The organism is Paracoccus sp. SJTW-4, assembly GCF_047716885.1.
Taxonomy (GTDB): Bacteria; Pseudomonadota; Alphaproteobacteria; order Rhodobacterales; family Rhodobacteraceae; genus Paracoccus; species Paracoccus solventivorans.
In genome coordinates this window covers 961573-982469 of record NZ_CP136681.1, presented here as the reverse complement: position 1 = coordinate 982469, position 20897 = coordinate 961573, and the positions used below count along the sequence as shown (strand labels likewise).

18 protein-coding genes are annotated in these 20897 nt (G+C 69.2%); 9 read left to right on the top strand and 9 right to left on the bottom strand.

Annotated elements, in window-relative coordinates; all coding sequences use genetic code 11:
* Positions 1-75: 75 nt before the first annotated feature.
* Complete coding sequence (gene pip / locus RSP45_RS04845) at positions 76-1053, bottom strand: prolyl aminopeptidase (protein WP_415393425.1); 978 nt, start codon at positions 1051-1053, stop codon at positions 76-78.
* 59 nt (positions 1054-1112) lie between these two features.
* On the opposite strand from pip, the gene ubiG reads away from it, so the two are divergent.
* On the top strand, positions 1113-1856 hold the full coding sequence (ubiG, locus tag RSP45_RS04840; protein WP_415393424.1) for a bifunctional 2-polyprenyl-6-hydroxyphenol methylase/3-demethylubiquinol 3-O-methyltransferase UbiG: 744 nt from the start codon (positions 1113-1115) through the stop codon (positions 1854-1856).
* Here the strand turns inward: ubiG and RSP45_RS04835 are convergent.
* Genes RSP45_RS04835 through grxC form a run of 3 tightly spaced genes read right to left on the bottom strand, consistent with a single transcriptional unit; the run spans position 1853 to position 3405 of the window.
* Positions 1853-2305 carry a MarR family winged helix-turn-helix transcriptional regulator gene (locus RSP45_RS04835; protein WP_073062777.1) on the bottom strand — a complete coding sequence of 151 codons (453 nt, stop codon included), beginning with the start codon at positions 2303-2305 and terminating at the stop codon, positions 1853-1855. The genes ubiG and RSP45_RS04835 overlap by 4 nt on opposite strands.
* Positions 2302-3138, bottom strand: coding sequence for a carbon-nitrogen hydrolase family protein (locus RSP45_RS04830; protein ID WP_415394000.1), 837 nt, complete (start codon positions 3136-3138; stop codon positions 2302-2304). The genes RSP45_RS04835 and RSP45_RS04830 overlap by 4 nt, the downstream gene beginning before the upstream one ends.
* A 6-nt stretch (positions 3139-3144) precedes the next feature.
* Positions 3145-3405 (bottom strand): glutaredoxin 3, encoded by a 261-nt coding sequence (gene grxC, locus RSP45_RS04825; protein ID WP_303730262.1) that lies wholly within the window; start codon positions 3403-3405, stop codon positions 3145-3147.
* A gap of 217 nt (positions 3406-3622) precedes the next feature.
* On the opposite strand from grxC, the gene RSP45_RS04820 reads away from it, so the two are divergent.
* From RSP45_RS04820 to infB, 7 genes are all read left to right on the top strand, one after another.
* Entirely contained in the window at positions 3623-4732 is a 1110-nt protein-coding gene (locus tag RSP45_RS04820; RefSeq protein ID WP_415393423.1) for a carboxynorspermidine decarboxylase, read from the top strand.
* Between the two features lie 53 nt (positions 4733-4785).
* A complete protein-coding gene (locus tag RSP45_RS04815) occupies positions 4786-6018 on the top strand; it encodes a saccharopine dehydrogenase NADP-binding domain-containing protein (RefSeq protein WP_415393422.1) in 1233 nt (410 codons plus the stop codon).
* A 613-nt stretch (positions 6019-6631) separates the two neighbouring features.
* Complete coding sequence (locus RSP45_RS04810; RefSeq protein ID WP_415393421.1) at positions 6632-8005, top strand: AI-2E family transporter; 1374 nt, start codon at positions 6632-6634, stop codon at positions 8003-8005.
* 312 nt (positions 8006-8317) lie between these two features.
* Positions 8318-9025 carry a ribosome maturation factor RimP gene (rimP, locus tag RSP45_RS04805; RefSeq protein ID WP_415393420.1) on the top strand — a complete coding sequence of 236 codons (708 nt, stop codon included), beginning with the start codon at positions 8318-8320 and terminating at the stop codon, positions 9023-9025.
* Positions 9026-9027: 2 nt separating this feature from the next.
* Positions 9028-10704, top strand: a complete 1677-nt coding sequence (nusA, locus tag RSP45_RS04800) for a transcription termination factor NusA (protein WP_415393419.1) — start codon at positions 9028-9030, stop codon at positions 10702-10704.
* A 16-nt stretch (positions 10705-10720) separates the two neighbouring features.
* Positions 10721-11359: an RNA-binding protein gene (locus RSP45_RS04795; RefSeq protein ID WP_415393418.1), complete on the top strand. Its 639-nt coding sequence runs from the start codon at positions 10721-10723 to the stop codon at positions 11357-11359.
* Positions 11349-13880 carry a translation initiation factor IF-2 gene (gene infB / locus RSP45_RS04790; RefSeq protein ID WP_415393417.1) on the top strand — a complete coding sequence of 844 codons (2532 nt, stop codon included), beginning with the start codon at positions 11349-11351 and terminating at the stop codon, positions 13878-13880. The genes RSP45_RS04795 and infB overlap by 11 nt, the downstream gene beginning before the upstream one ends.
* Before the next feature lie 347 nt (positions 13881-14227).
* Here infB and RSP45_RS04785 read toward each other — a convergent pair whose 3' ends face one another.
* The 4 genes from RSP45_RS04785 to hisA all read right to left on the bottom strand — a co-directional run bounded on the left by RSP45_RS04785 (position 14228) and on the right by hisA (position 18147).
* Positions 14228-14743 carry a hypothetical protein gene (locus RSP45_RS04785; RefSeq protein ID WP_415393416.1) on the bottom strand — a complete coding sequence of 172 codons (516 nt, stop codon included), beginning with the start codon at positions 14741-14743 and terminating at the stop codon, positions 14228-14230.
* A 53-nt stretch (positions 14744-14796) separates the two neighbouring features.
* A complete protein-coding gene (locus RSP45_RS04780; RefSeq protein ID WP_415393415.1) occupies positions 14797-16443 on the bottom strand; it encodes a CTP synthase in 1647 nt (548 codons plus the stop codon).
* A gap of 152 nt (positions 16444-16595) precedes the next feature.
* Positions 16596-17174, bottom strand: a complete 579-nt coding sequence (gene secG, locus RSP45_RS04775) for a preprotein translocase subunit SecG (RefSeq protein ID WP_415393414.1) — start codon at positions 17172-17174, stop codon at positions 16596-16598.
* A 256-nt stretch (positions 17175-17430) separates the two neighbouring features.
* Positions 17431-18147: a 1-(5-phosphoribosyl)-5-[(5-phosphoribosylamino)methylideneamino]imidazole-4-carboxamide isomerase gene (hisA, locus tag RSP45_RS04770; RefSeq protein WP_415393413.1), complete on the bottom strand. Its 717-nt coding sequence runs from the start codon at positions 18145-18147 to the stop codon at positions 17431-17433.
* Between the two features lie 158 nt (positions 18148-18305).
* On the opposite strand from hisA, the gene RSP45_RS04765 reads away from it, so the two are divergent.
* Entirely contained in the window at positions 18306-18692 is a 387-nt protein-coding gene (locus tag RSP45_RS04765) for a DUF2147 domain-containing protein (protein WP_415393412.1), read from the top strand.
* Positions 18693-18770: 78 nt separating this feature from the next.
* On the opposite strand, the gene edd is transcribed toward RSP45_RS04765, so the two are convergent.
* Positions 18771-20573: a phosphogluconate dehydratase gene (edd, locus tag RSP45_RS04760; protein WP_415393411.1), complete on the bottom strand. Its 1803-nt coding sequence runs from the start codon at positions 20571-20573 to the stop codon at positions 18771-18773.
* Positions 20574-20897 lie beyond the last annotated feature (324 nt).

Below are 20897 nucleotides of genomic sequence, written 5' to 3'. Positions count from 1 at the left end.
GCCGGAGGGTCCCGGCGCGCTGTTTCAGCGAGGAGCGCCACGGTAGAGCCCTGACCACGCGAAACTGTGGACGGCTCAGCCTGCCGCCGCCATCGCATCCATGACCCGCACCAGCTCGGCGGCGATGCGGGGTTCGGTCAGGGCGTGGCCCGAGGCGGGGACCATGCGCAGCTCCGCCCCCGGCCAGCCGCGCGCCAGCTCCCACGCGCTTTGCGGCGGGCAGACCATGTCGTAGCGACCCTGTACGATCGCGGCGGGCAGGTGCTCGATGCGGTGGCGGTCGCGCAGCAGCTGCTCGGGTTCCAGAAAGCATTGATGCGCGAAATAGTGGTTTTCCAGCCGGGCGAAGGCGCGGGCATAGGCCGGCGGAATGTGGCTGGTGGTCGGGGTGTCCAGCCCGGCCAGCGCGTTTTCCCAGGCCAGCCAAGGGATGGCGTGGCGGGTCTCGGTCGGCTCGTCGCCGCTGAAAAGCCGGCGGTGATAGGCGGCGATCAGGTCGCCGCGCTCCTCGGGCGGGATCGGCGCGACGAAGCGTTCCCACAAATCGGGCCAGAACCGCCCGGCACCGCCGCCATAGAACCAGTCAAGCTCGCTCTGCCGTCCCAGGAACACCCCGCGCAAGACCAGCGCCGACACCGCCTCGGGCCGGGCCTGCGCATAGGCCAGCGCCAGCGTCGCGCCCCACGAGCCCCCGAACAGCACCGCCGGCGGCAGCGCCAGCGCGTGGCCGATCGCGTCGATGTCCGAGATCAGATGCGCGGTGGTGTTGGCCACCACCGACGCCTGCGGGCGCGAACGGCCGCAGCCGCGCTGGTCGAACAGCACCACCCGCCAATGCGCCGGGTCGAAGAAGCGCCGCATCACCGGGCTGGTGCCGCCGCCCGGGCCCCCGTGCAGCACGATCACCGGCCGCCCCTCGGGGTTGCCGCATTGCTCGACATGGATGTGGTGGCCGTTGTCGCGCGCGATCAGGCGCTGGTCGAACGGCTCGACCTGCGGATAAAGCCGCCCCTGCGACGATGATGCGGCGTTTCGGTCTGCCAAGCGGTCCATGTTTCCGCTATACACCCTGCGCCGGGCCGACGCCAATCGGTCGCCGAAGGAGATGGGCCATGACCACCGCGCACAGCAGCATCGACCGGGCCGAGGTCGCCAAGTTCCAGGCGATGGCCGAGGAATGGTGGGACCCCGCCGGCAAGTTCAAGCCGCTGCACATGCTGAACCCGCTGCGGCTGGAATACATCGTCACCCAGATCGCGGCCGAATTCGCCCGCGACCGCAGCAGCCTGCGCCCGCTGGACGGGTTGCGGCTGCTGGACATCGGCTGCGGCGGTGGGCTGGTGTCGGAACCGATGGCGCGGCTGGGGGCGCAGGTCACCGGCGCCGACGCGGCCGCGGAGAACATCGAGATCGCCCGGCTTCATGCCGAGCAGTCGGGGCTGCAGATCGACTATCGCGCCACCACCGCCGAATCGCTGCTGGCAGAGGGCGGCGGCTACGACGTGGTGCTGGCGCTGGAAATCGTCGAGCATGTCGCCGATCCGGCCGAGTTCATCGCCACCTGCGCGCGGCTGCTGCGGCCGGGCGGGGTGCTGATCGCCTCGACCGTGAACCGCACCCCGCAAAGCTTTGCCGCCGCCATCGTGGGGGCGGAATGGATCATGCGCTGGCTGCCGCGCGGCACCCACGACTGGCGCCGCTTCATCCGCCCCGATGAGCTGGCGGCGATGTTCGATGCCGCGGGTGCCAAGGTGGTTGACCGCGCCGGCATGGTGTTCAACCCGCTGGGGTGGAGCTGGTCGCTGTCGCCCCGCGACCTGGCGGTGAACTATCTGATGACCGGGATCCGGCGCTAGCTTTCATCCTCGAGCCGCTCGCGCAGGCGGCGCAGGACCGGCAGGGCGCGGCGCACCTCGGGCGCGCCGAGATCGCGCACGATGGTCGAGATCCGCGGCAGGAACGCCGCCAGCGCCGCATCGCGCGCCGCCCGTCCGGCGGGGCTGATCGCCACCCACTTGCGCCGCGCGTCGTCCCAGTCGGGGCGGACATGGACGTGCCCCGCCCATTCCAGCCGGGAAATCGTGTTGCTCATGGCGCTGCGGTTGACGTGGAACGCCTCGGCCAGCTGGGCGGGGGTGCGTTCCTCGTTCAGATGCGCCAGCAGGTTCAGCACCGAGAAATGCGACAGCTGCATCCCGCCGGGCAGGCTGCGGGTGACCAGCGCCCTTGCCAGCTGTTCGCTGGCCAGCAGCTCGGCAAACAGGCTCGCGGCCAGCGCCGGGATGGTGTCGAGATCGTCGCTCATGGTCCCCAGATCACCGGATCGTGCCGCCAGGCGGGAACGCGGGCGCGGGCCTCGGCCACGCGGGCGGGATCGAGATCGACCAGCGTCACCCCCGGCGCCGTGCCCGCGTCGGCCAGCACCTCGCCCCAGGGCGCGACCGCCAGCGAATGGCCGTAGCTGCGGCGGGGCTCTCGCCCCGGGCTATGGGGGGCGGGGTGGGTGCCGGTCTGGGCGGCGGCCAGCACGAAACAGCCGGTCTCGATGGCGCGGGCGCGCAGCAGCACATGCCAATGCGCGGCGCCGGTGGTCGGATGAAAGGCCGAGGGCACGGTCAGCAGCTGCGCCCCCGCCAGCGCCAGCCGCCGGTAAAGCGCCGGAAAGCGCATGTCGTAGCAGATGGTCAGCCCCATCGGCCACGGCCCCTGCGCCAGCACTGCCCGCGCGCCGGGGCGGAAGGCCGCGCTTTCGCGGATGGCGCGGCCGTCGATGTCGACATCGAACATGTGGATCTTGTCATAGCGCGCCGCGATCCGTCCGTCCGGCGCGATCAGGAAGCTGCGGTTGACGAAGCGCGGCTCGTCCGGGTCGTCGTGGCGCAGGGACAGCGAGCCGATGGACAGCCAGATCCCCCATTCCGCCGCCGCTGTGCGCAGCGCCGCCAGCGTCGGGTCGTCGGCCTCATGTCGCAGCAGCGCGCGCTGGCGTTCGCGGTCCGGGGTCAGCAGGTTGGTCGCCTCGGGCGTCAGCACAAGCTGCGCGCCGCCGCGCGTGGCCTCGGCAACAAACGCCAGCGTCCCCGGCAGATTCGCCGCCGGGTCGTCGCCGACATTCAGCTGCACCAGCGCCGCGCGCAGCATCGCTTACAGCCCCAGCATCGGGTCGAGCTTGCCCTGCCGGTCCAGCGCGTGGATGTCGTCGGACCCCCCGACGCCCACCCCGTCGATGAAGATCTGCGGCACCGTGCGGCGGCCATTGGCGCGCTGGGTCATCTCGGCGCGGCGGGCAGGCTCGCGGCCGACGTCGATCAGCTCGTACTCCACGCCCTTGCCCCGCAGCAGGGCGCGGGCGGCGATGCAATAGGGGCAGCTCTGGGTGGCATAGACCTCGACGCGGGCGGTCATGGCATTCTCCTGTCTTCGGGTCAGACGTATCTGGGATGAAACCGCGGCTTTCGCCAGCCCCACCGTGTCCCCGAACGCCGGCGGCTTCTTTCTGGCCCAAATACCCATGCCCCCGCGCCACAGGGCGCCGCGCCGCCGGTCCGGGCGCTGCTTGTCTCTTGGTCCGGTCTTGCCTATATCCCGGCTTTCCCTTTCCGCCCCGAGGGTTCCGCCGCCCATGACCCACCCGACCGACCCGCAGACGCCGTTCTACCTGATCGACCGCTCGCGGCTTCAGGCGAACATGGACAAGATGGCCCGGCTGCGCGAGCGGTCGGGGGCGAAAACCCTGCTGGCGCTGAAATGCTTTGCGACCTGGGGGGTGTTCGACCAGATGTCGCGGTTCATGGACGGGACCACCTCGTCCTCGCTGAACGAGCTGCGGCTGGGGCGGGAAAAGTTCGGGGGCGAGACCCACGCCTATTCCGTCGCCTGGGCCGATCACGAGATCGACGAGGCGGTGTCCTATGCCGACAAGATCATCTTCAACAGCCTGGGCCAGCTGGACCGTTTCGCCGACCGCGCGCAGGGGATCGCGCGCGGGCTGCGGCTGAACCCGCGGTTTTCCACCAGCGGCTTCGACCTGGCCGACCCGGCGCGCAAATTCTCGCGGCTGGGGGAATGGGACATGGCGCGGCTGGAATCGGCGCTGGACCGGATCAGCGGGGTGATGATCCACTACAACTGCGAAAACGACGATTTCGGCCTGTTCTCGACCCAGCTCGACCGGATCGAATCCGTGTTCGGCGATTTCCTGAAGAAGCTCGACTGGGTGTCGCTTGGCGGCGGCATCCATTTCACGGGTCAGGGCTATCCGCTGGATGCCCTCGCCGACCGGCTGCGGGCGTTTGCCGACCGCTTCGGGGTGCAGGTCTATCTGGAGCCGGGCGAGGCCGCGATCACCGGCACCACCACGCTGGAGGTGACGGTGCTGGACCTGCTCGACAACGGCAAGCGCATCGCCGTCGTGGACAGCTCGATCGAGGCGCATATGCTCGACCTGCTGATCTATCGCGAAAACGCCACCTTGCCGCAGGAGGGCGCCCACGGCTATCAGATCGCCGGCAAGTCCTGCCTGGCTGGCGACATCTTCGGCGAGGCGCGTTTCCCGGTGCCGTTGCAGGTCGGCGACCGCATCAGCGTGCAGAATGCGGGCGGCTATACCATGGTCAAGAAGAACTGGTTCAACGGCGTGGCCATGCCCGCCATCTGCATCCGCGAGACTGACGGGACCATCACCCCGGTGCGTTCGTTCTCGTACGAAGACTATCGGGACTCGCTGTCCTGACCCCGTTCCCGGCCAGATCCCCTGGCCCGATCCCCGGAAAGGAGACCGCTGCGGTGGCAAAACCCAACGTCCTCATCATCGGCGCCGGCGGCGTCGCACAGGTCGCGGCGCACAAGGTGGCGCAGCGGGCGGATGATTTCGGCGAAATCCACATGGCGAACCGCACCCGCGCCAAGGCCGACGCCATTGTCCAGAGCATCAGGGACAAGGGCCATGCGTCGGGCCGCACCATCACCACCCATACGCTGGACGGGATGGACAGCGCCGCCGTGGCCGCGCTGATCCGCAAGACCGGCGCCAAGATCGTGATCAACGTCGGTTCCCCCTTCATCAACATGACCGTGCTGCAGGGCTGCATCGACACCGGCGCCGCCTATATCGACACCGCCATCCACGAGGACCCGGCGAAGATCTGCGAAACCCCGCCGTGGTATGAAAACTACGAATGGAAGCGGCGCGAGGACTGCGAAAAGGCCGGCGTCACCGCCATTCTGGGCGCGGGGTTCGATCCGGGCGTGGTCAACGCCTATGCGCGGCTGGCCGAGGACGAATATTTCGACAAGATCGACGAGATCGACATCGTCGACATCAACGCCGGCAGCCACGGCCGCTATTTCGCCACCAACTTCGACCCCGAGATCAACTTCCGCGAGTTCACCGGCACGGTGTATTCCTGGCAGGGCGGCGAGTGGCGCGAGAATGCGATGTTCGAGGTCGGCCGCGAATGGGACCTGCCGGTGGTGGGCAAGCGCACCGCCTATCTGGCCGGGCATGACGAGATCCACTCGCTGTCCGCCCGCTATCCGCAGGCCGACGTCCGCTTCTGGATGGGCTTCGGCGAGCATTACATCAACGTGTTCACGGTGCTGAAGAACCTCGGCCTGCTCAGCGAGCAGCCGGTGACCACGGCCGAGGGGCTCGAGGTGGTGCCGCTCAAGGTGGTCAAGGCGGTGCTGCCCGACCCGGCCAGCCTTGCCGCGGGCTATACCGGCAAGACCTGCATCGGCGATCTGGTCAAGGGCTCGCGCGACGGCAAAAAGGGCGAAGTGTTCATCTACAACGTCGCCGACCACGAGGAAGCCTTTGCCGAGGTCGGCAGCCAGGGCATCAGCTACACCGCGGGCGTGCCCCCGGTCGCGACGGCGGTGCTGATCGCGCGCGGCGACTGGGACGTGAAGCGAATGGTCAACGTCGAGGACCTGCCCGCGCGCCCGTTCCTGGAACTGCTGGGCGAGATGGGCCTGCCCACCCGCATCATCGACGAGAACGGCGACCGCCCGCTGTAAGCGCCGCCCCCCATCGCGACCGGCCCGGCCCCCCCGGGCCGGTTCTGCATTTCTGCGCTCCGGATTCTTTCATCTTGTCCCAAATATCCGGGGGATCGTCGTATACGACGATGGGGCAGGCCCCCGCCGGGGCCGCGCCGTCAGCACCGCCCGCCGCTGCGGCTCTTTCATCTTGCCCCAAATATCCTGGGGCTTCCGAGCGCCCGGAATGGAAGGCGGATCAGAAAACAGCCCTCAAGGCGTTTTCCCGCCGGATGGTCCAGTGGACTGCTTTCAGCGAGGAAGGCCACGGCAGTGGCCGCGGGGCTGGCCCCCGCCGTGGCCGCGCCGTCAGCACCGCCCGCCGCTGCGGCTCTTTCATCTTGCCCCAAATATCCTGGGGCTTCCGAGCGCCCGGAATGGAAGGCGGATCAGAAAACAGCCCTCAAGGCGTTTTGCCGCCGGATGGTCCAGTGGACTGCTTTCAGCGAGGAAGGCCACGGCAGTGGCCGCGGGGGCAGCGCCCCGCTCGCGCCCTGCCGCCAGCCCCGGGGGGAACCAATCCGCACCGCCGCCGTTGGACGCTGGACCACGGGCGCCTGCAACGCCCCGATATGTATGCGGAAAGGCGGCGATGGCGCAGGATTCCTCTGACAGGCTGATGTTCCCGCCGCTGGCGGCGCGGCGGCGGCTGCGGCCGGCGAACTGGGCGATCATCGGCATCTTCATCATCCTTGCCTTCGACATGATCGCACGGGCGCGCGAGTTCCTGATGCCGGTGGCGCTGGGGGTGCTGCTGTTCTTCGTCTTCGTGCCCTTCCGGCGCTGGATGGACCGGCGCGGGGTCAAGCCGGGCATCACCGCCGGCATCGTGGTGCTGGGAATCCTTGCCACCATCGGCATGATCGGGTTTTCCGTCTCGGGCCCCGCGGGGCAGCTGATCGACGATGCGCCCCAGATCAGCCGCCAGCTCAAGCAGAAATACGAGGATTTCCGCGAGAACTTCCGCGGCATCGCCGAGGCCACCAGCCAGCTGTCGGGGGGCGAGCCGGGGGCGGTGGTCAGCTCGGTCACCTCGGACCCCGGGCAGGGCGTGACCACGACCACCACCACGCCGGCGGTGGACGGCGTCCCGGTCACGGTGCCGGTGCCGGTCCCCCCCGCTGGGGGGACGCTGCCGCAAGAGGAAATCGGCGGCGCGCCGGGGGCGGTGGCGACGGCCTCGGGGTCGGTCACCGCCTCGTCCACCGTCCGCCAGGGCGGGGACGAGGCCCCGGTCACCAACGACCTGCGGGTCGAGGTCCACACCGCGTCCCAAGGGACGTCGCTGACCGACACGCTGTTCAGCCTGGGCCCGGCGATCGTCAGCCAGACCGTGTTCACCCTGATCTTCCTGTTCTTCCTGCTGGCCTCGGGCGACCTGCTCTATCTGCGCATCGTGCAGAGCTTTGATTCGCTGGCCCGCAAGCGCGCCGCCTATGAGGCGCTGCGCCAGATCGAGGCCAACCTGGGCTCTTATCTGGGCACGATCACCGTGATCAACGTCGGGCTGGGGGTGGTGTCGGGGCTGGCGATGTGGGCCTGGGGAATGCCCTCGCCGCTGCTGTGGGGGATCGGGGCGGCGGTGCTGAACTACATCCCCTATATCGGCGCGGCGCTGGGCTATGTGGGGGCGGCGCTGGTGGCGCTGGTGGTGTTCGACGACGCCTGGACCGCGCTGCTGGTCGGCGGCACCTATTTCGGCCTGACCGCGATCGAGGGGCAGTTCGTGACCCCCTATTTCGTCAGCTGGCGGCTGCAGCTGAATCCGGTGGTGGTGTTCCTGACCGTGGCGCTTTGGGCCTGGCTGTGGTCGGTCATCGGCATGGTGGTGGCGGTGCCGCTGCTGGTGGTGGTGCGGGTGCTGTCCGAGCATATCCCGGCGCTGCAGAGCTTCGGCAATTTCCTGGCCGGGGAATCGCCCCCGGGGCTCGAGGACGAGCCGCAGGCCGACACCCCGGCGGTGTGAAGCCTGCGTCGCGGAGGAAAGGGGCTCCGCCCCGGCGCGTTGCCGCTGCCGCGGCCTTGTTCGCTGAAACAGTCCACCGGACCATCCGGCGGGAAAACAGCCTTGGGGGCTGTTTTCTGATCCGCCTCCTCCGGGCGCTCACAAGCCCCGGGATATTTGGGCAAGGAAGAAACTGCCGGCGGGTTGGCCTTGCAAGCGGGGGCCGGGCGGTCTATATGCTGGGTCACAGCGGTGCGGGGGTCCAAACCTCGCCCACCGGGACTTACGCACGGGCCGCCCTGACGGCCCGTTTTCTTTTTTCGGGATCGGACCATGACCGACCTTATCGCCAAGACCGCCATCGACCGGCGCCTGGCCGAGATCATCCAGCCGGTGATCGAGGGCATGGGGTATGAGCTGGTGCGCATCCGCCTGCAGGGCGGGCGCACCGCCACGCTGCAGATCATGGCCGACCGTCCCGAGGGCGGCATCGACGTCGAGGATTGCGCCGACATCTCGACCGCGGTCAGCGCGGTGCTGGACGTCGAGGACCCGCTCGAGGAGGCCTATCACCTTGAGGTCTCCAGCCCCGGCATCGACCGGCCGCTGACCCGGCTGAAGGATTTCGCCACCTTCGAGGGGTATGACGCGCGGCTGGAAACCGCCCAGCCCATCGACGGCCGCCGCCGCTTCAAGGGGGTGCTGGCCGGGGTCGAGGGCGACGAGGTGCTGCTGAACATCGAGGAGCAGGGCGAGACCCACACCATCGGGCTGGAGTTCGAGCTGCTGTCCGACGCCAAGCTGTTGCTGACCGACGAGCTGATCGCGCTGATGCTGAAGCAGCGCAAGGAGGCCGGCACCCTGCCGCCCGGCGCCGAGGCCGGTGCGGGGATCGGCGACGGCAAGGGCACGGCGGCCGAGGGCTTCGATTTCGACGAATCCGCCTTTGACGAGATCGAGGCCGATACCGATATCACCGACACCGACACCGACGACACGGAAACAGACCAGCGCGGCGATCCTGCCGCAACCAAGGAGTGAGCATGGCCATTACCTCTGCCAACCAGCTCGAACTGTTGCAGACCGCCGAGGCGGTCGCGCGCGAGAAGATGATCGACCCCGGTCTGGTGATCGAGGCGATGGAGGACAGCCTCGCCCGCGCGGCCAAGTCCCGTTACGGCGCCGAGATGGACATCCGCGTCACCATCGACCGCAAGACCGGCAACGCCCGCTTTACCCGAGTCCGCACCGTGGTCGAGGATGACGCGGTCGAAAACTATCAGGCGCAGTTCACCGCCGCTGAGGCGCGCGCCTATTTCGAGCCGCGCAAGGACACCCGCTGGCTGCGCGACGGCGCGGTGGTCGAGGATTTCGCCGGCGGCCCGCAGCCCGGCGACGTGTTCGAAGAGCTCGTCCCCCCGGTCGAACTTGGCCGGATCGCCGCGCAATCGGCCAAGCAGGTGATCCTGCAGCGCGTCCGCGAGGCCGAGCGTGACCGCCAGTACGAAGAGTTCAAGGACCGCGCCGGCACCATCATCAACGGCATCGTCAAGCGCGAGGAATACGGCAACATCATCGTGGACGTGGGCCGGGGTGAGGCCGTGCTGCGCCGCAACGAAAAGATCGGCCGCGAGAGCTATCGCCCGAACGACCGCATCCGCGCCTATGTCAAGGACGTGCGCCGCGAGGTTCGCGGCCCGCAGATCTTCCTGTCGCGCACCGATCCGCAGTTCATGGCCGAGCTGTTCAAGATGGAAGTGCCGGAAATCTACGACGGCGTCATCGAGATCAAGGCGGTGGCCCGCGACCCGGGCTCGCGCGCCAAGATCGCGGTGATTTCCTATGACAACTCGATCGACCCGGTCGGCGCCTGCGTGGGGATGCGCGGTAGCCGCGTGCAGGCCGTGGTGGGCGAGCTGCAGGGCGAAAAGATCGACATCATTCCGTGGTCCGAGGATCAGGCCACCTTCCTGGTGAACGCGCTGCAGCCGGCGCAGGTCGCCAAGGTGGTGGTGGACGAGGATGCGACCCGCATCGAGGTCGTGGTCCCCGAGGAACAGCTGAGCCTGGCCATCGGCCGGCGCGGCCAGAACGTGCGGCTGGCCAGCCAGCTGACCGGGCTCGACATCGACATCCTGACCGAGGAAGAAGAATCCAAGCGCCGGCAGGCCGAGTTCAACACCCGCACCCAGCTGTTCATGGACACGCTGGACCTGGATGAGTTCTTCGCCCAGCTGCTGGTGGCCGAGGGCTTCACCGACCTGGAAGAGGTCGCCTATGTCGAGCTGGACGAGCTGCTGTCCATCGAAGGCGTGGACGAGGGCACGGCCGAGGAATTGCAGGCCCGCGCCCGCGACCACCTGGAAGCCGCCAGCAAGGCTGCGCTGGAAAACGCCCGCGCGCTGGGGGCCGAGGACAGCCTGATCGGCTTTGACGGGCTGACCGCGCACATGATCGAGGCGCTGGCCAAGGACGGCGTCAAGACGCTCGAGGATTTCGCCACCTGCGCCGACTGGGAGCTGGCCGGCGGCTGGACCACCCAGAACGGCCAGCGGGTCAAGGACGACGGCCTGCTTGAACCCTTTGGCATCACGCTGGAACAGGCGCAGGACATGGTGATGACCGCCCGGGTGATGCTGGGCTGGGTGGACCCCGACGAGCTGCACCGCGCGAGCGGTGACGACGAAGCCGCCGACGCAACCGAGGAGGCCGGGGTGTAACGCCCCGGAACGCTGGTTGACGCGCGGGGGCCGGGACAAGGACCGCGAGGCGCCGTCGGAACGGCGCTGCCTCGTCACGGGCGAGGTACAGCCCAAGGCCGGGTTGATCCGCTTTGTTGCGGGGCCCGAGGGCATGGTCGTGCCGGATCTGGCCGAAAAACTGCCCGGCCGCGGCTTCTGGGTCGCGGCCGACCGGACGGCCCTGCAAAAAGCTGCCGACAAGGGGCTGTTTTCCCGGGGTGCAAAGGCCCACGTAAGGGCGGAACCGGATCTCGTGGAGGGAATCGAGACGGCGCTGGCGCGGCGGGTGATCGAACTGATCTCGCTGTCGCGCAAGGCCGGCGATGCGGTCGCGGGATTCGAAAAGGTCAAGGGCTGGCTGGCCGACGGCAAGGCAAAGGTGCTTTTCCAGGCCAGCGACGGGTCGGACCGTGGCAAGGGCAAGTTGTGGACGCCACCCGGCGGCCGCTGGTTCGGGTGCCTGACGGCATCGGAATTGGGTTTGGCATTCGGGCGCGATCATGTCATACACAGCGCGCTCGCACCCGGGGGTCTGACCGACAGGGTCATCAGGGACGCCGGCAGGCTGAATGGTCTGCGCGGGCAAATCGGCAGTTCCTCTGCCGGGAAGGATTCGAGAGCGGATGAGCGATAGAGACGGAAAGAAACCCCTGGGTCTGGGCGGCGGCGCAGGCGGGCGTTCGGGGCAGGTGAAGCAGAGCTTCAGCCACGGGCGCACGCATAACGTGGTTGTCGAGACCAAGCGCAAGCGCGTTGTGACGCCCAAACCCTCGGCCGCAGCGGCGACGGGGCTGCGCGCGAACACGCCTGCGGCAGTGGCCTCGGACCCGTCCAAGCGCCCGGCAGGGATCTCGGAAGCCGAGATGGAGCGGCGGCTCAAGGCGCTTGCCGCCGCCAAGGCGCGCGAGGCCGAGGATATCGCCCGCCGCGCCGCCGAGGAAAAGGCGCGCGAGGAAGAACGCGAACGCCGCCGCGCCGAGATCGAAGCGAAGGAACGCGAGGAGCGCGAGCGCGAGGAAGCCCTGCGGCTGAAGGCCGAAGAGGACGAGCGCCGCGCCCGCGAGGCCGAGCTGCGCGCGCAGCGCAAGGCCGAGGTGACGGCGAAGCCCGCCGAGCGCAGCTCTGCCACCACCGACCGCGCCGCCGCCGAGGCCGCGGCCGCGCGCGCCGACAAGGGCACGGCCCCGCGCCGCACCCCCGAACGCGCCCGTGCCCCCGAACCCGACCGCGATCGCGGCAAGGGCCGTGGCGGCGACACCCGCCGCGAGGGCAAGCTGTCGCTGACCCAGGCGCTGTCGGGCGAGGGCGGCCGCGTCCGCTCGCTGGCCGCGATGAAGCGCAAGCAGGAAAAGGCCCGCGCCAAGGCGCTGGGTCAGTCGCATCGCGCCGAAAAGCAGGTGCGCGACGTGCAGCTGCCCGAAACCATCACCGTCGGCGAGCTGGCGAACCGCATGGCCGAGCGTTCGGCCGATGTGGTCAAGTCGCTGATGAAGATGGGCATGATGGTCACCGCGAACCAGACCATCGACGCCGACACCGCCGAGCTGGTGATCGAGGAGTTCGGCCACCGTGCCGTGCGCGTGTCCGACTCTGACGTGGAACAGGTCATCGACACCGTCGACGACCGCGAGGAAGACCTGCGTCCCCGGCCCCCGATCATCACGATCATGGGCCACGTGGACCACGGCAAGACCTCGCTGCTGGACCGCATCCGCCAGGCGAACGTGGTGTCCGGCGAGGCCGGCGGCATCACCCAGCATATCGGCGCCTATCAGGTGCGCGCCGAAAGCGGGGCGCTGCTGACCTTCCTCGACACCCCCGGCCACGCGGCGTTCACCTCGATGCGGGCGCGCGGCGCCAATGTCACCGACATCGTGGTGCTGGTGGTGGCCGCCGACGACGCGGTGATGCCGCAGACGGTCGAGGCGATCAGCCATGCCAAGGCCGCGGGCGTCCCGATGATCGTCGCGATCAACAAGATCGACAAGCCGACCGCCAACCCGCAGAAGGTCCGCACCGACCTGCTGCAGCACGAGGTGGTGGTCGAGGCGATGTCGGGCGACGTGCAGGACGTCGAGGTCTCGGCCCATACCGGGCAGGGCGTCGACCAGCTGCTGGAAGCCATCGCGCTGCAGGCGGAAATCCTGGAACTGCGCGCCAACCCCGAGCGCGCGGCGCTGGGGGCGGTGATCGAGGCCAAGCTGGACGTGGGCCGCGGCCCCGTCGCCACGGTGCTGGTCCAGAACGGCACGCTGAAACAGGGCGACATCTTCGTCGTGGGCGAGCAGTGGGGCAAGGTCCGCGCGCTGATCAACGACAAGGGCGACCGCGTGTCCGAGGCTGGGCCGTCGACCCCGGTCGAGGTTCTGGGCCTGAACGGCACCCCCGAGGCCGGCGACGTGCTGAACGTGGTCGAGACCGAGGCCCAGGCCCGCGAGATCGCCAGCTACCGGATCCAGGCCGCCAAGGACAAGCGGGCCGCCGCCGGTGCCGCCACCACGCTGCAAGAGCTGATGGCCAAGGCCAAGGCCGACGAAAACGTCGCGGAACTGCCGGTGGTGGTGAAGGCCGACGTGCAGGGCTCGGCCGAGGCGATCGTGCAGGCGCTGGAAAAGGTCGGCAACGACGAGGTCCGCGTCCGCGTGCTGCATTACGGCGTCGGCGCGATCACCGAATCGGACGTCGGCCTGGCCGAGGCCTCCAGCGCCCCGGTCATCGGCTTCAACGTGCGGGCCAACGCGCCGGCGCGGGCCAGCGCCAACCAGAAGGGCGTCGAGATCCGCTATTACTCGATCATCTACGACCTGATCGACGACATCAAGGCGGCGGCCTCGGGGCTGCTCTCGGCCGAGGTGCGGGAAAACTTCATCGGCTATGCCGAGATCAAGGAAGTGTTCCGCGTCACCGGCATCGGCAACGTCGCGGGCTGCCTGGTCACCGAAGGGGTGGCGCGGCGCTCCGCCGGTGTCCGCCTGCTGCGCGACAACGTGGTCATCCACGAGGGCACGCTCAAGACGCTCAAGCGCTTCAAGGACGAGGTCAAGGAAGTGCAGTCGGGCCAGGAATGCGGCATGGCGTTCGAGAACTACGACGACATCCGCAAGGGCGACGTCATCGAGATCTTCGAGCGCGAGGAGGTCGAGCGGAAGCTCTGACCTGCCTGGAAAACGGAAAGACGGCGCGTCCCTTGGGGACGCGCCGTTTTCGTTTCGGGGGGCGGTGATTGGAGGAGGGGGCGCTGGCGTCGGCGGAGTGTCCGGGTATTTGGGCCAGAAAGAAACAGGCGTTTGGGTGCCGGCTGCGGACGGGGGGCGGTTTTCCGATGAGGGAAGCCGTGGCCGTGAAGTGTTTGGGTGTCTGGGCCAGCAAGAAATAGGCTTTCGAACGCTAGCTGCGTCACCAGGGGGTGTGACGACTGCCCGGCGAGGAAGCACTGGTGGATGCGAAGTGTTTGGGCGTGTGCTGGCTGCGGCGGCTGGGTCGGCGCTGCGGGGGTAAGATGTCAGCGCAGGAGGGCGTTGGCGCAGTCCCGGGTCAGGCCGAGGGCGATGCCGTCGGCGGTCTCCGCCACGGTGCCGCACCATGTTCCCTGCGGCGAGAACAGCGATTTCGTCCGCCCGCCGCCGGGGCGATAGGCGATGCGGTGGCCGCGGCGGTCGAACAGGTTCAGCGTGCCGCCGTTGCGGGTGTAATAGCCGACCGGCTCGTCACCCGCCCAGATCGTGCGGCCGCCGCCGGGCAGGTTCGCCGGATTGTCGGGGGCGTTGGCGCGGATGCCCGAGCCGTTCCCGGGCGCGGCGCCGCTGTTGCCGGGGGCGTGCGGCAGGTTTCCCGCCCGCGCCGGCTGGTTGCCGGGCGCGCCGGGGCCCAGGTCGAAGGGCATCTGCGACGGCTCGACGATGAACAGCGGCGCATCGGCAAATGCGGCGGACGGCAAGACGGGCGCCGCCAGCAGCGACAGGACCAGCAGGGCAGGGACCCGAAGCGAGGGTACCCTTAGCGACGGAGCCCGCAGCATGGAAAGCGCCCGCAGCGACCGGGCCGGCGGCAGGGCAGGGGCGCCCCGCCCGCTCACACCATCCGTTCCTGTTCCTTGGCGGCGCGGATGAAATCGGCGAACAGCGGCGCCGGGGCGAAGGGCTTGGATTTCAGCTCGGGGTGGGCCTGCACGCCAATGAACCACGGGTGGCCCTCGATCTCGACCACCTCGGGCAGGCGGTTGTCGGGGGACATGCCGGAAAACACCAGCCCCGCCGCCTCGAGCTGCTCGCGATAGGTCACGTCGACCTCGTAGCGGTGACGGTGGCGGTCCTCGATCTCGGTGGCGCCGTCATAGACCCGGCTGATCAGCGAGCCGGGCTTCAGCACCGCCGTATAGGCCCCCAGCCGCATGGTGCCGCCCTTGGCGTCGTCGGGCTTGCGTTCCACCTTGCGGTTGCCCTGCACCCATTCCTTGAGGTGATAGACCACCGGCGTGCAGCGCCCGGGGCCCAGGTCGCGGTCGAACTCTTGCGAGCCCGCGTCGGTGATGCCGGCCAGGTTGCGCGCCGCCTCGATCACCGCGGTCTGCATGCCCAGGCAGATGCCCAGATAGGGGACGCGCTTTTCGCGGGCGTATTGCGCGGCGACAATCATCCCCTCGGTGCCGCGCTCGCCAAAGCCGCCGGGCACGATGATGCCGTGATACCCGTCCAGCAAATGGGTGCCGCCGTCCTGTTCCAGATCCTCGGCCGCGATCCATTCCGGGCGCACGCGCACCCGATTGGCCATGCCGCCATGGGTCAGCGCCTCCGACACGGATTTATACGCGTCCTCCAGCTCGGTATATTTGCCGACCACGGCGATGCGGACCTCGCCCTCGGCATGGGTCAGCCGGTCCATCACGTCTTCCCAGCGCGACAGGTCGGGGCGCGGGGCGGGGCTGATCTGGAAGGCGTCCAGCACCGCCCGGTCCAACCCGGCGCGGTGATAGGCCAGGGGCGCCTCGTAGATCGACTTGAGGTCATAGGCGGGGATCACCGAATCCGGGCGCACGTTGCAGAACAGCGCGATCTTGGCGCGTTCGCGGTCGGGGATCAGCTGTTCGGAACGGCAGACCAGCACGTCCGGCTGCAAGCCGATCGAGCGCAGTTCCTTGACCGAGTGCTGCGTCGGCTTGGTCTTGAGCTCGCCGCTGGCGGCAAGCCAGGGCAGCAGCGTCAGATGCATCAGGATGACCTTGCCGCGCGGGCGTTCCTGCCCGAACTGGCGGATCGCCTCGAAGAAGGGCAGCCCCTCGATATCGCCGACGGTGCCGCCGATCTCGCACAGCATGAAATCGACCTCATCTTCGCCGATGGCAAGGAAGTCCTTGATTTCGTTGGTGACGTGCGGAATGACCTGGATGGTCTTGCCCAGGTATTCGCCGCGGCGTTCCTTTTCCAGCACGTTGGAATAGATGCGCCCGGCGCTGATCGTGTCGCTGCGCCGCGCGGAAACCCCGGTGAAACGCTCGTAATGCCCCAGATCCAGGTCGGTCTCGGCGCCGTCGTCGGTGACGAAGACCTCGCCATGCTCGAACGGCGACATGGTGCCGGGATCGACGTTCAGATAGGGGTCCAGCTTGCGCAGCCGCACCGTATAGCCGCGCGCCTGCAACAGCGCCCCCAGGGCGGCCGAGGCGAGCCCCTTGCCCAGCGAGGACACGACACCGCCGGTGATGAAGATATAGCGCGCCATTCAGGGTCCCCGTGATCGTCTAGGCAATGCGGAACTGGGCCGGTTGGACCGGCATCACGGGACCCGGCCTATAGCCGATTCTTCGCAAAACCGCAACGGACACAGCAAGATGTCGTGGGGGCACAGGCGGCGCGCCCCCGCATGTCGGTCGGTCAGTTGGCCGCCGGCGTGGCCGGGACCGGCGCGGTGGCCGGGGCCGATTCGGTGGTCCCAGCGACAGGCTCGGTGCTGGTGGCGTCGGTTGCGGGCTCTGCCGGGGTCTCGGCCGCCGGTGCGGGCGGGGTGACCGGAGCCGCCGGAGCGTCGGTTGCCGGGGCCTCAGCCGCGGGGGCTGCATCCTCGGCGGCCGACGCCTCGGCCGCGGGCGCCTCGGTTGCGGGCGCGGCGCCGGGCGGCAGCACCGGCTGGCCCACCCCGGGCGGCGGCGCATAGGTCGGCAGCGTCGGCAGGTTGCCCGCGGGCGCGGCCGGCGCCGGGGCGATGCGGTCCACCACCGAGCCGCCCACAGAATTGCGCGCCGCGATCACGGTCAGCGCGATCGAGGTGATCAGGAAGGCGGTGGCGATGATCCAGGTGCCGCGCGACAGCGCGTTCGCCGCCTGCCGCCCGGTCATCACGTTGCCGCCGCCGCCGCCGATGCCAAGCCCGCCACCCTCGGATCGCTGAAGCAGCACGATGCCGATCAGCAGCAGCGCAAGGATGAGATGCACGGTCAGGACGACGTTTTCCACGGGGCGGCAGCCTTATCTTTTCGGACCGGTGTTATCTATGCAGAGCCCCCGCGGAAGGCAAGCGATGCTTCCCCCAGCCCGACCCGGCAGCCCGTCTTTGGTGCGGAAATATCCCGCGGGCTTCCGAGCGCCCGGAATAGAAGGCGGATCAGAAAACAGCCCTCAGGGCTGTTTTCCCGCCGGATGGTCCAGTGGACCGTTTTCAGCGAGGACGGCCACGGCAGTGGCCCGGGGGCGTGAAGCCCCCGGCTGCGGCTCAGGCCAGTGCCTGCAGCGCCTGCGTCAGGTCGATGGCCCCGTCGTAAAGCGCCCGGCCCGAGATCGCCCCGGCGATCACGCCGCTGTCGCGCAGCTCGATCAGGTCCGACAGCCGCGACACCCCGCCCGAGGCGATCACCGGGATCGAGACCGCCCGTGCCAGCGCCGCGGTCGCGGCGACATTCGGCCCCTGCATGGCGCCGTCGCGGTCGATGTCGGTATAGATGATCGCGGCGACCCCGGCGTGCTCCAAGCTGCGGGCCAGGTCCGTGGCCATCACCTCGGTGTCCTGCGCCCAGCCGCGGGTGGCGACGCGGCCGGCGCGGGCGTCGATCCCCACCGCGATGCGGCCGGGGAAACGCTGCGCGGCCTCGGTCACCAGCGCGGGGTTCTCGACCGCCACCGTGCCCAGGATCACCCGGCGAACGCCGCGGTCCAGCCAGAAGCCGATCGTCTCCATGTCGCGGATGCCGCCGCCCAGCTGCACGGGGATGGAGACTGCGGCCAAGATCGATTCGACCGCCGCCGCGTTCACCGGCCGCCCGGCAAAGGCGCCGTTCAGGTCGACCAGATGCAGCCAGCGCGCCCCCGCCTGCTGGAATGCCAGCGCCTGCGCCGCGGGGTCGGTGCCGAACACCGTCGCCGCCTCCATGTCGCCGCGCAGCAGCCGCACGCAATTGCCGTCCTTGAGGTCGATGGCGGGGTAGAGGATCATGTCGCGCTCCGTTCAGCCGTGGCGGGGTTGCCCGCGTCCATGCCACAGCCGCCCCCTCCGGGAAAGCCCGTGCGGGCCGGGCGCGCGACCTCACGTCACGCTTGCCAGAACGCCGGCGCCGCGGCCCAATCGCCCCAGAGGAACCGGAGGAGATATCCATGCGAACCATCACCCTGGCCGCCGCCCTGTCGCTGGTGGCGGGCGCCGCGCTTGCCGCCGACCCGATCGAGGGCATCTGGCAGACCCAGCCTGACGAGGGCTCGGTCGCGCTGGTGCAGATCACCCCCTGCGGCCCGGCGTTCTGCGGCACGATCATGCGCACCTTCAAGGGAACCGAGGAATACCGCTCGCCCAATATCGGCAAGCAGATCGTGATCGACATGGTGCCCTCGGGCGGCGGCGCCTATGCTGGCAAGGTGCTGCGCCCGGCTGACAACAAGATCTACAACGGCAAGGCCAGCGTCAGCGGCACCTCGATGAAGCTGTCGGGCTGCGTGGCGGGCGGGCTGATCTGCAAGTCGCAAAGCTGGACCAAGCTGAAATAGCGGGGTGCAAGGCGGCGCGGCCGGAGCGGGGGTTTTCCACCCCCGCACCCCCGAGGATATTTCGATGATGAAGAGATACTAGAACAGGACGCTCGCCCCTTCGTCGGCCGCCGAGGCATTGGCGCGGAACAGGGCGAAGAGTTCGCGGCCCAGGCCTTCTTCGTTTGCCGACAGGTCGGCAGCGGCGGCGGGGCGGTTGGCGAAATCCGGCGTCAGGCAGTCGAGCGTGCCGGTGATCGCGTCCAGCCGCAGCAGGTCGCCGTCGCGCAGTTGCGCGAGCGGCCCGCCGGCGGCGGCCTCGGGCGTGCAGTGGATCGCGGCCGGCACCTTGCCCGAGGCCCCCGACATCCGCCCGTCGGTCAGCAGCGCCACCCGCAGCCCGCGGTCGAGCAGCACCGACAGCAGCGGCGTCAGCGTGTGCAGTTCCGGCATGCCGTTGGCGCGCGGGCCCTGGAAGCGGACGACGACGATGCTGTCGCTGGTGAACTCGCCCGCCTGAAACGCCGCCTTGACCTGCGCCTGGTCGGTGAAGATGCGGGCAGGGGCCTCGATCACATGCAGCTCGGGCTTGACGGCCGAGACCTTGATCACTGCGCGGCCGAGATTGCCGGACAGCATATGCAGCCCGCCGGTGGCGGCAAAGGGCGCGGCCACCGGGCGCAGGATGCGGTCGTTGAGCGTTTCGCGCGCGCCTGCGACCCATTCGGCGTGCTCGCCCGCCAGCCGCGGTTCCTGGCGGTAGCGGTCGAGCCCCGGGCCGATGATGGTGCGCGCGTCCCCGTGCAGCAGCCCCGCGTCGAGCAGCTGCGCGATCATGAAGCCCAGACCCCCGGCGGCGTGGAAATGGTTCACATCGGCCAGCCCGTTCGGATAGACCCGCGCCAGCAGCGGCACCACCGCGCTGATTTCGTGAAAATCCTGCAGATCCAGCAGGATGCCTGCCGCCCGCGCCATCGCCGGCAGGTGGATGACGTGGTTGGTCGAGCCGCCGGTCGCCATCAGCCCGACGATTCCGTTGACGAAGGCGCGCTCGTCCAGGATCGCGCTGATCGGGGTGTAGTCGGGGCCGAGCGCGGTGATCCCGGCGGCGCGATGGACGCCTGCGATGGTCAGCGCCTCGCGCAGGGGCGTGCCGGGGTTGACGAAGCTGGACCCGGGCAGTTGCAGCCCCATGAACTCCATCAGCATCTGGTTCGAATTGGCGGTGCCGTAGAAGGTGCAGGTACCCGGCGCGTGGTAGGAGGCCATCTCGGCCGCCATCAGCGCCTCGCGCCCGATATTTCCGGCGGCGAATTCCTGCCGCACCCGGGCCTTTTCGTCGTTGGGCAGGCCCGAGGGCATCGGCCCGCCGGGCAGGAATACCGCCGGCACATGCCCGGCGGTGGCGGCGGCGATCACCAGCCCCGGCACGATCTTGTCGCAGATCCCCAGCCAGACCGCGGCGTCATAGGTGTCGTGCGACATCGCCACCGTGGCGGCCAGCGCGATCACGTCGCGGGAAAACAGCGACAGCTCCATCCCGGCGCGGCCCTGGGTCACGCCGTCGCACATGGCGGGGACGCCGCCCGCCACCTGGGCGGTGGCGCCGGCGACATGGGCGGCGCGGCGGATCAGTTCGGGGTAATGCTCATAGGGCTGATGGGCCGAGAGCATGTCGTTATAGGCGGTGACGATGCCGATATTCGGCCGCCTTGTGGTAGCGAAATCCTGCTTGTCGTCCATCGCTGCATAGGCATGGGCCTGATTGCTGCACGACAGATGGGTGCGGCGGGGGCCGTCCTCGGCCGCACGCGCGACCCGGGCCAGATAGGCGGCGCGAGGGCCGGCCGAACGCTGCCGGATGCGGTCGGTCACGCGGTCGATGACGGGATGCAGGGCCATGGCTCGTTCGCTTGCTTGGCAATCGCCAGAGCTTAGCGCGTTAGCGATAACGGGGCAAATGTGGATTTACTCGGGCTGTCCGCGCGCCAGTTGTCGGGGCAGGGCTTTCCCGCGTGGGGCGTGTTGCCGAGGGTCCTGTCATCAGGCGAGATCAGGGATTGACCGCGCGCAGATATGGCGTCGGTCCGGATCCATATACGGGCATCCCGGCGCTTGCCGGCATACGGGCGCAAGCGGGGTTTCCGGTGTATTTTACCAAGCCTTGGCCCGGCTTGCGCATTGCCAGATGCACGGCCGGAGGGCGGCGGACAGGCCGCCGCACCC

Excerpts from the sequence above, each read along its gene's own strand:
- ubiG (WP_415393424.1), top strand. The coding sequence starts at position 1,113 with ATGACCACCGCGCACAGCAGCATCGACCGGGCCGAGGTCGCCAAGTTC.
- pip (WP_415393425.1), bottom strand. The coding sequence starts at position 1,053 with ATGGACCGCTTGGCAGACCGAAACGCCGCATCATCGTCGCAGGGGCGG.
- hisA (WP_415393413.1), bottom strand. The coding sequence starts at position 18,147 with ATGATCCTCTACCCCGCCATCGACCTCAAGGACGGCAATTGCGTGCGG.
- RSP45_RS04835 (WP_073062777.1), bottom strand. The coding sequence starts at position 2,305 with ATGAGCGACGATCTCGACACCATCCCGGCGCTGGCCGCGAGCCTGTTT.
- edd (WP_415393411.1), bottom strand. The coding sequence starts at position 20,573 with ATGGCCCTGCATCCCGTCATCGACCGCGTGACCGACCGCATCCGGCAG.
- infB (WP_415393417.1), top strand. The coding sequence starts at position 11,349 with ATGAGCGATAGAGACGGAAAGAAACCCCTGGGTCTGGGCGGCGGCGCA.
- nusA (WP_415393419.1), top strand. The coding sequence starts at position 9,028 with ATGGCCATTACCTCTGCCAACCAGCTCGAACTGTTGCAGACCGCCGAG.
- RSP45_RS04765 (WP_415393412.1), top strand. The coding sequence starts at position 18,306 with ATGCGAACCATCACCCTGGCCGCCGCCCTGTCGCTGGTGGCGGGCGCC.
- RSP45_RS04810 (WP_415393421.1), top strand. The coding sequence starts at position 6,632 with ATGGCGCAGGATTCCTCTGACAGGCTGATGTTCCCGCCGCTGGCGGCG.
- grxC (WP_303730262.1), bottom strand. The coding sequence starts at position 3,405 with ATGACCGCCCGCGTCGAGGTCTATGCCACCCAGAGCTGCCCCTATTGC.
- RSP45_RS04780 (WP_415393415.1), bottom strand. The coding sequence starts at position 16,443 with ATGGCGCGCTATATCTTCATCACCGGCGGTGTCGTGTCCTCGCTGGGC.
- RSP45_RS04785 (WP_415393416.1), bottom strand. The coding sequence starts at position 14,743 with ATGCTGCGGGCTCCGTCGCTAAGGGTACCCTCGCTTCGGGTCCCTGCC.
- rimP (WP_415393420.1), top strand. The coding sequence starts at position 8,318 with ATGACCGACCTTATCGCCAAGACCGCCATCGACCGGCGCCTGGCCGAG.
- RSP45_RS04820 (WP_415393423.1), top strand. The coding sequence starts at position 3,623 with ATGACCCACCCGACCGACCCGCAGACGCCGTTCTACCTGATCGACCGC.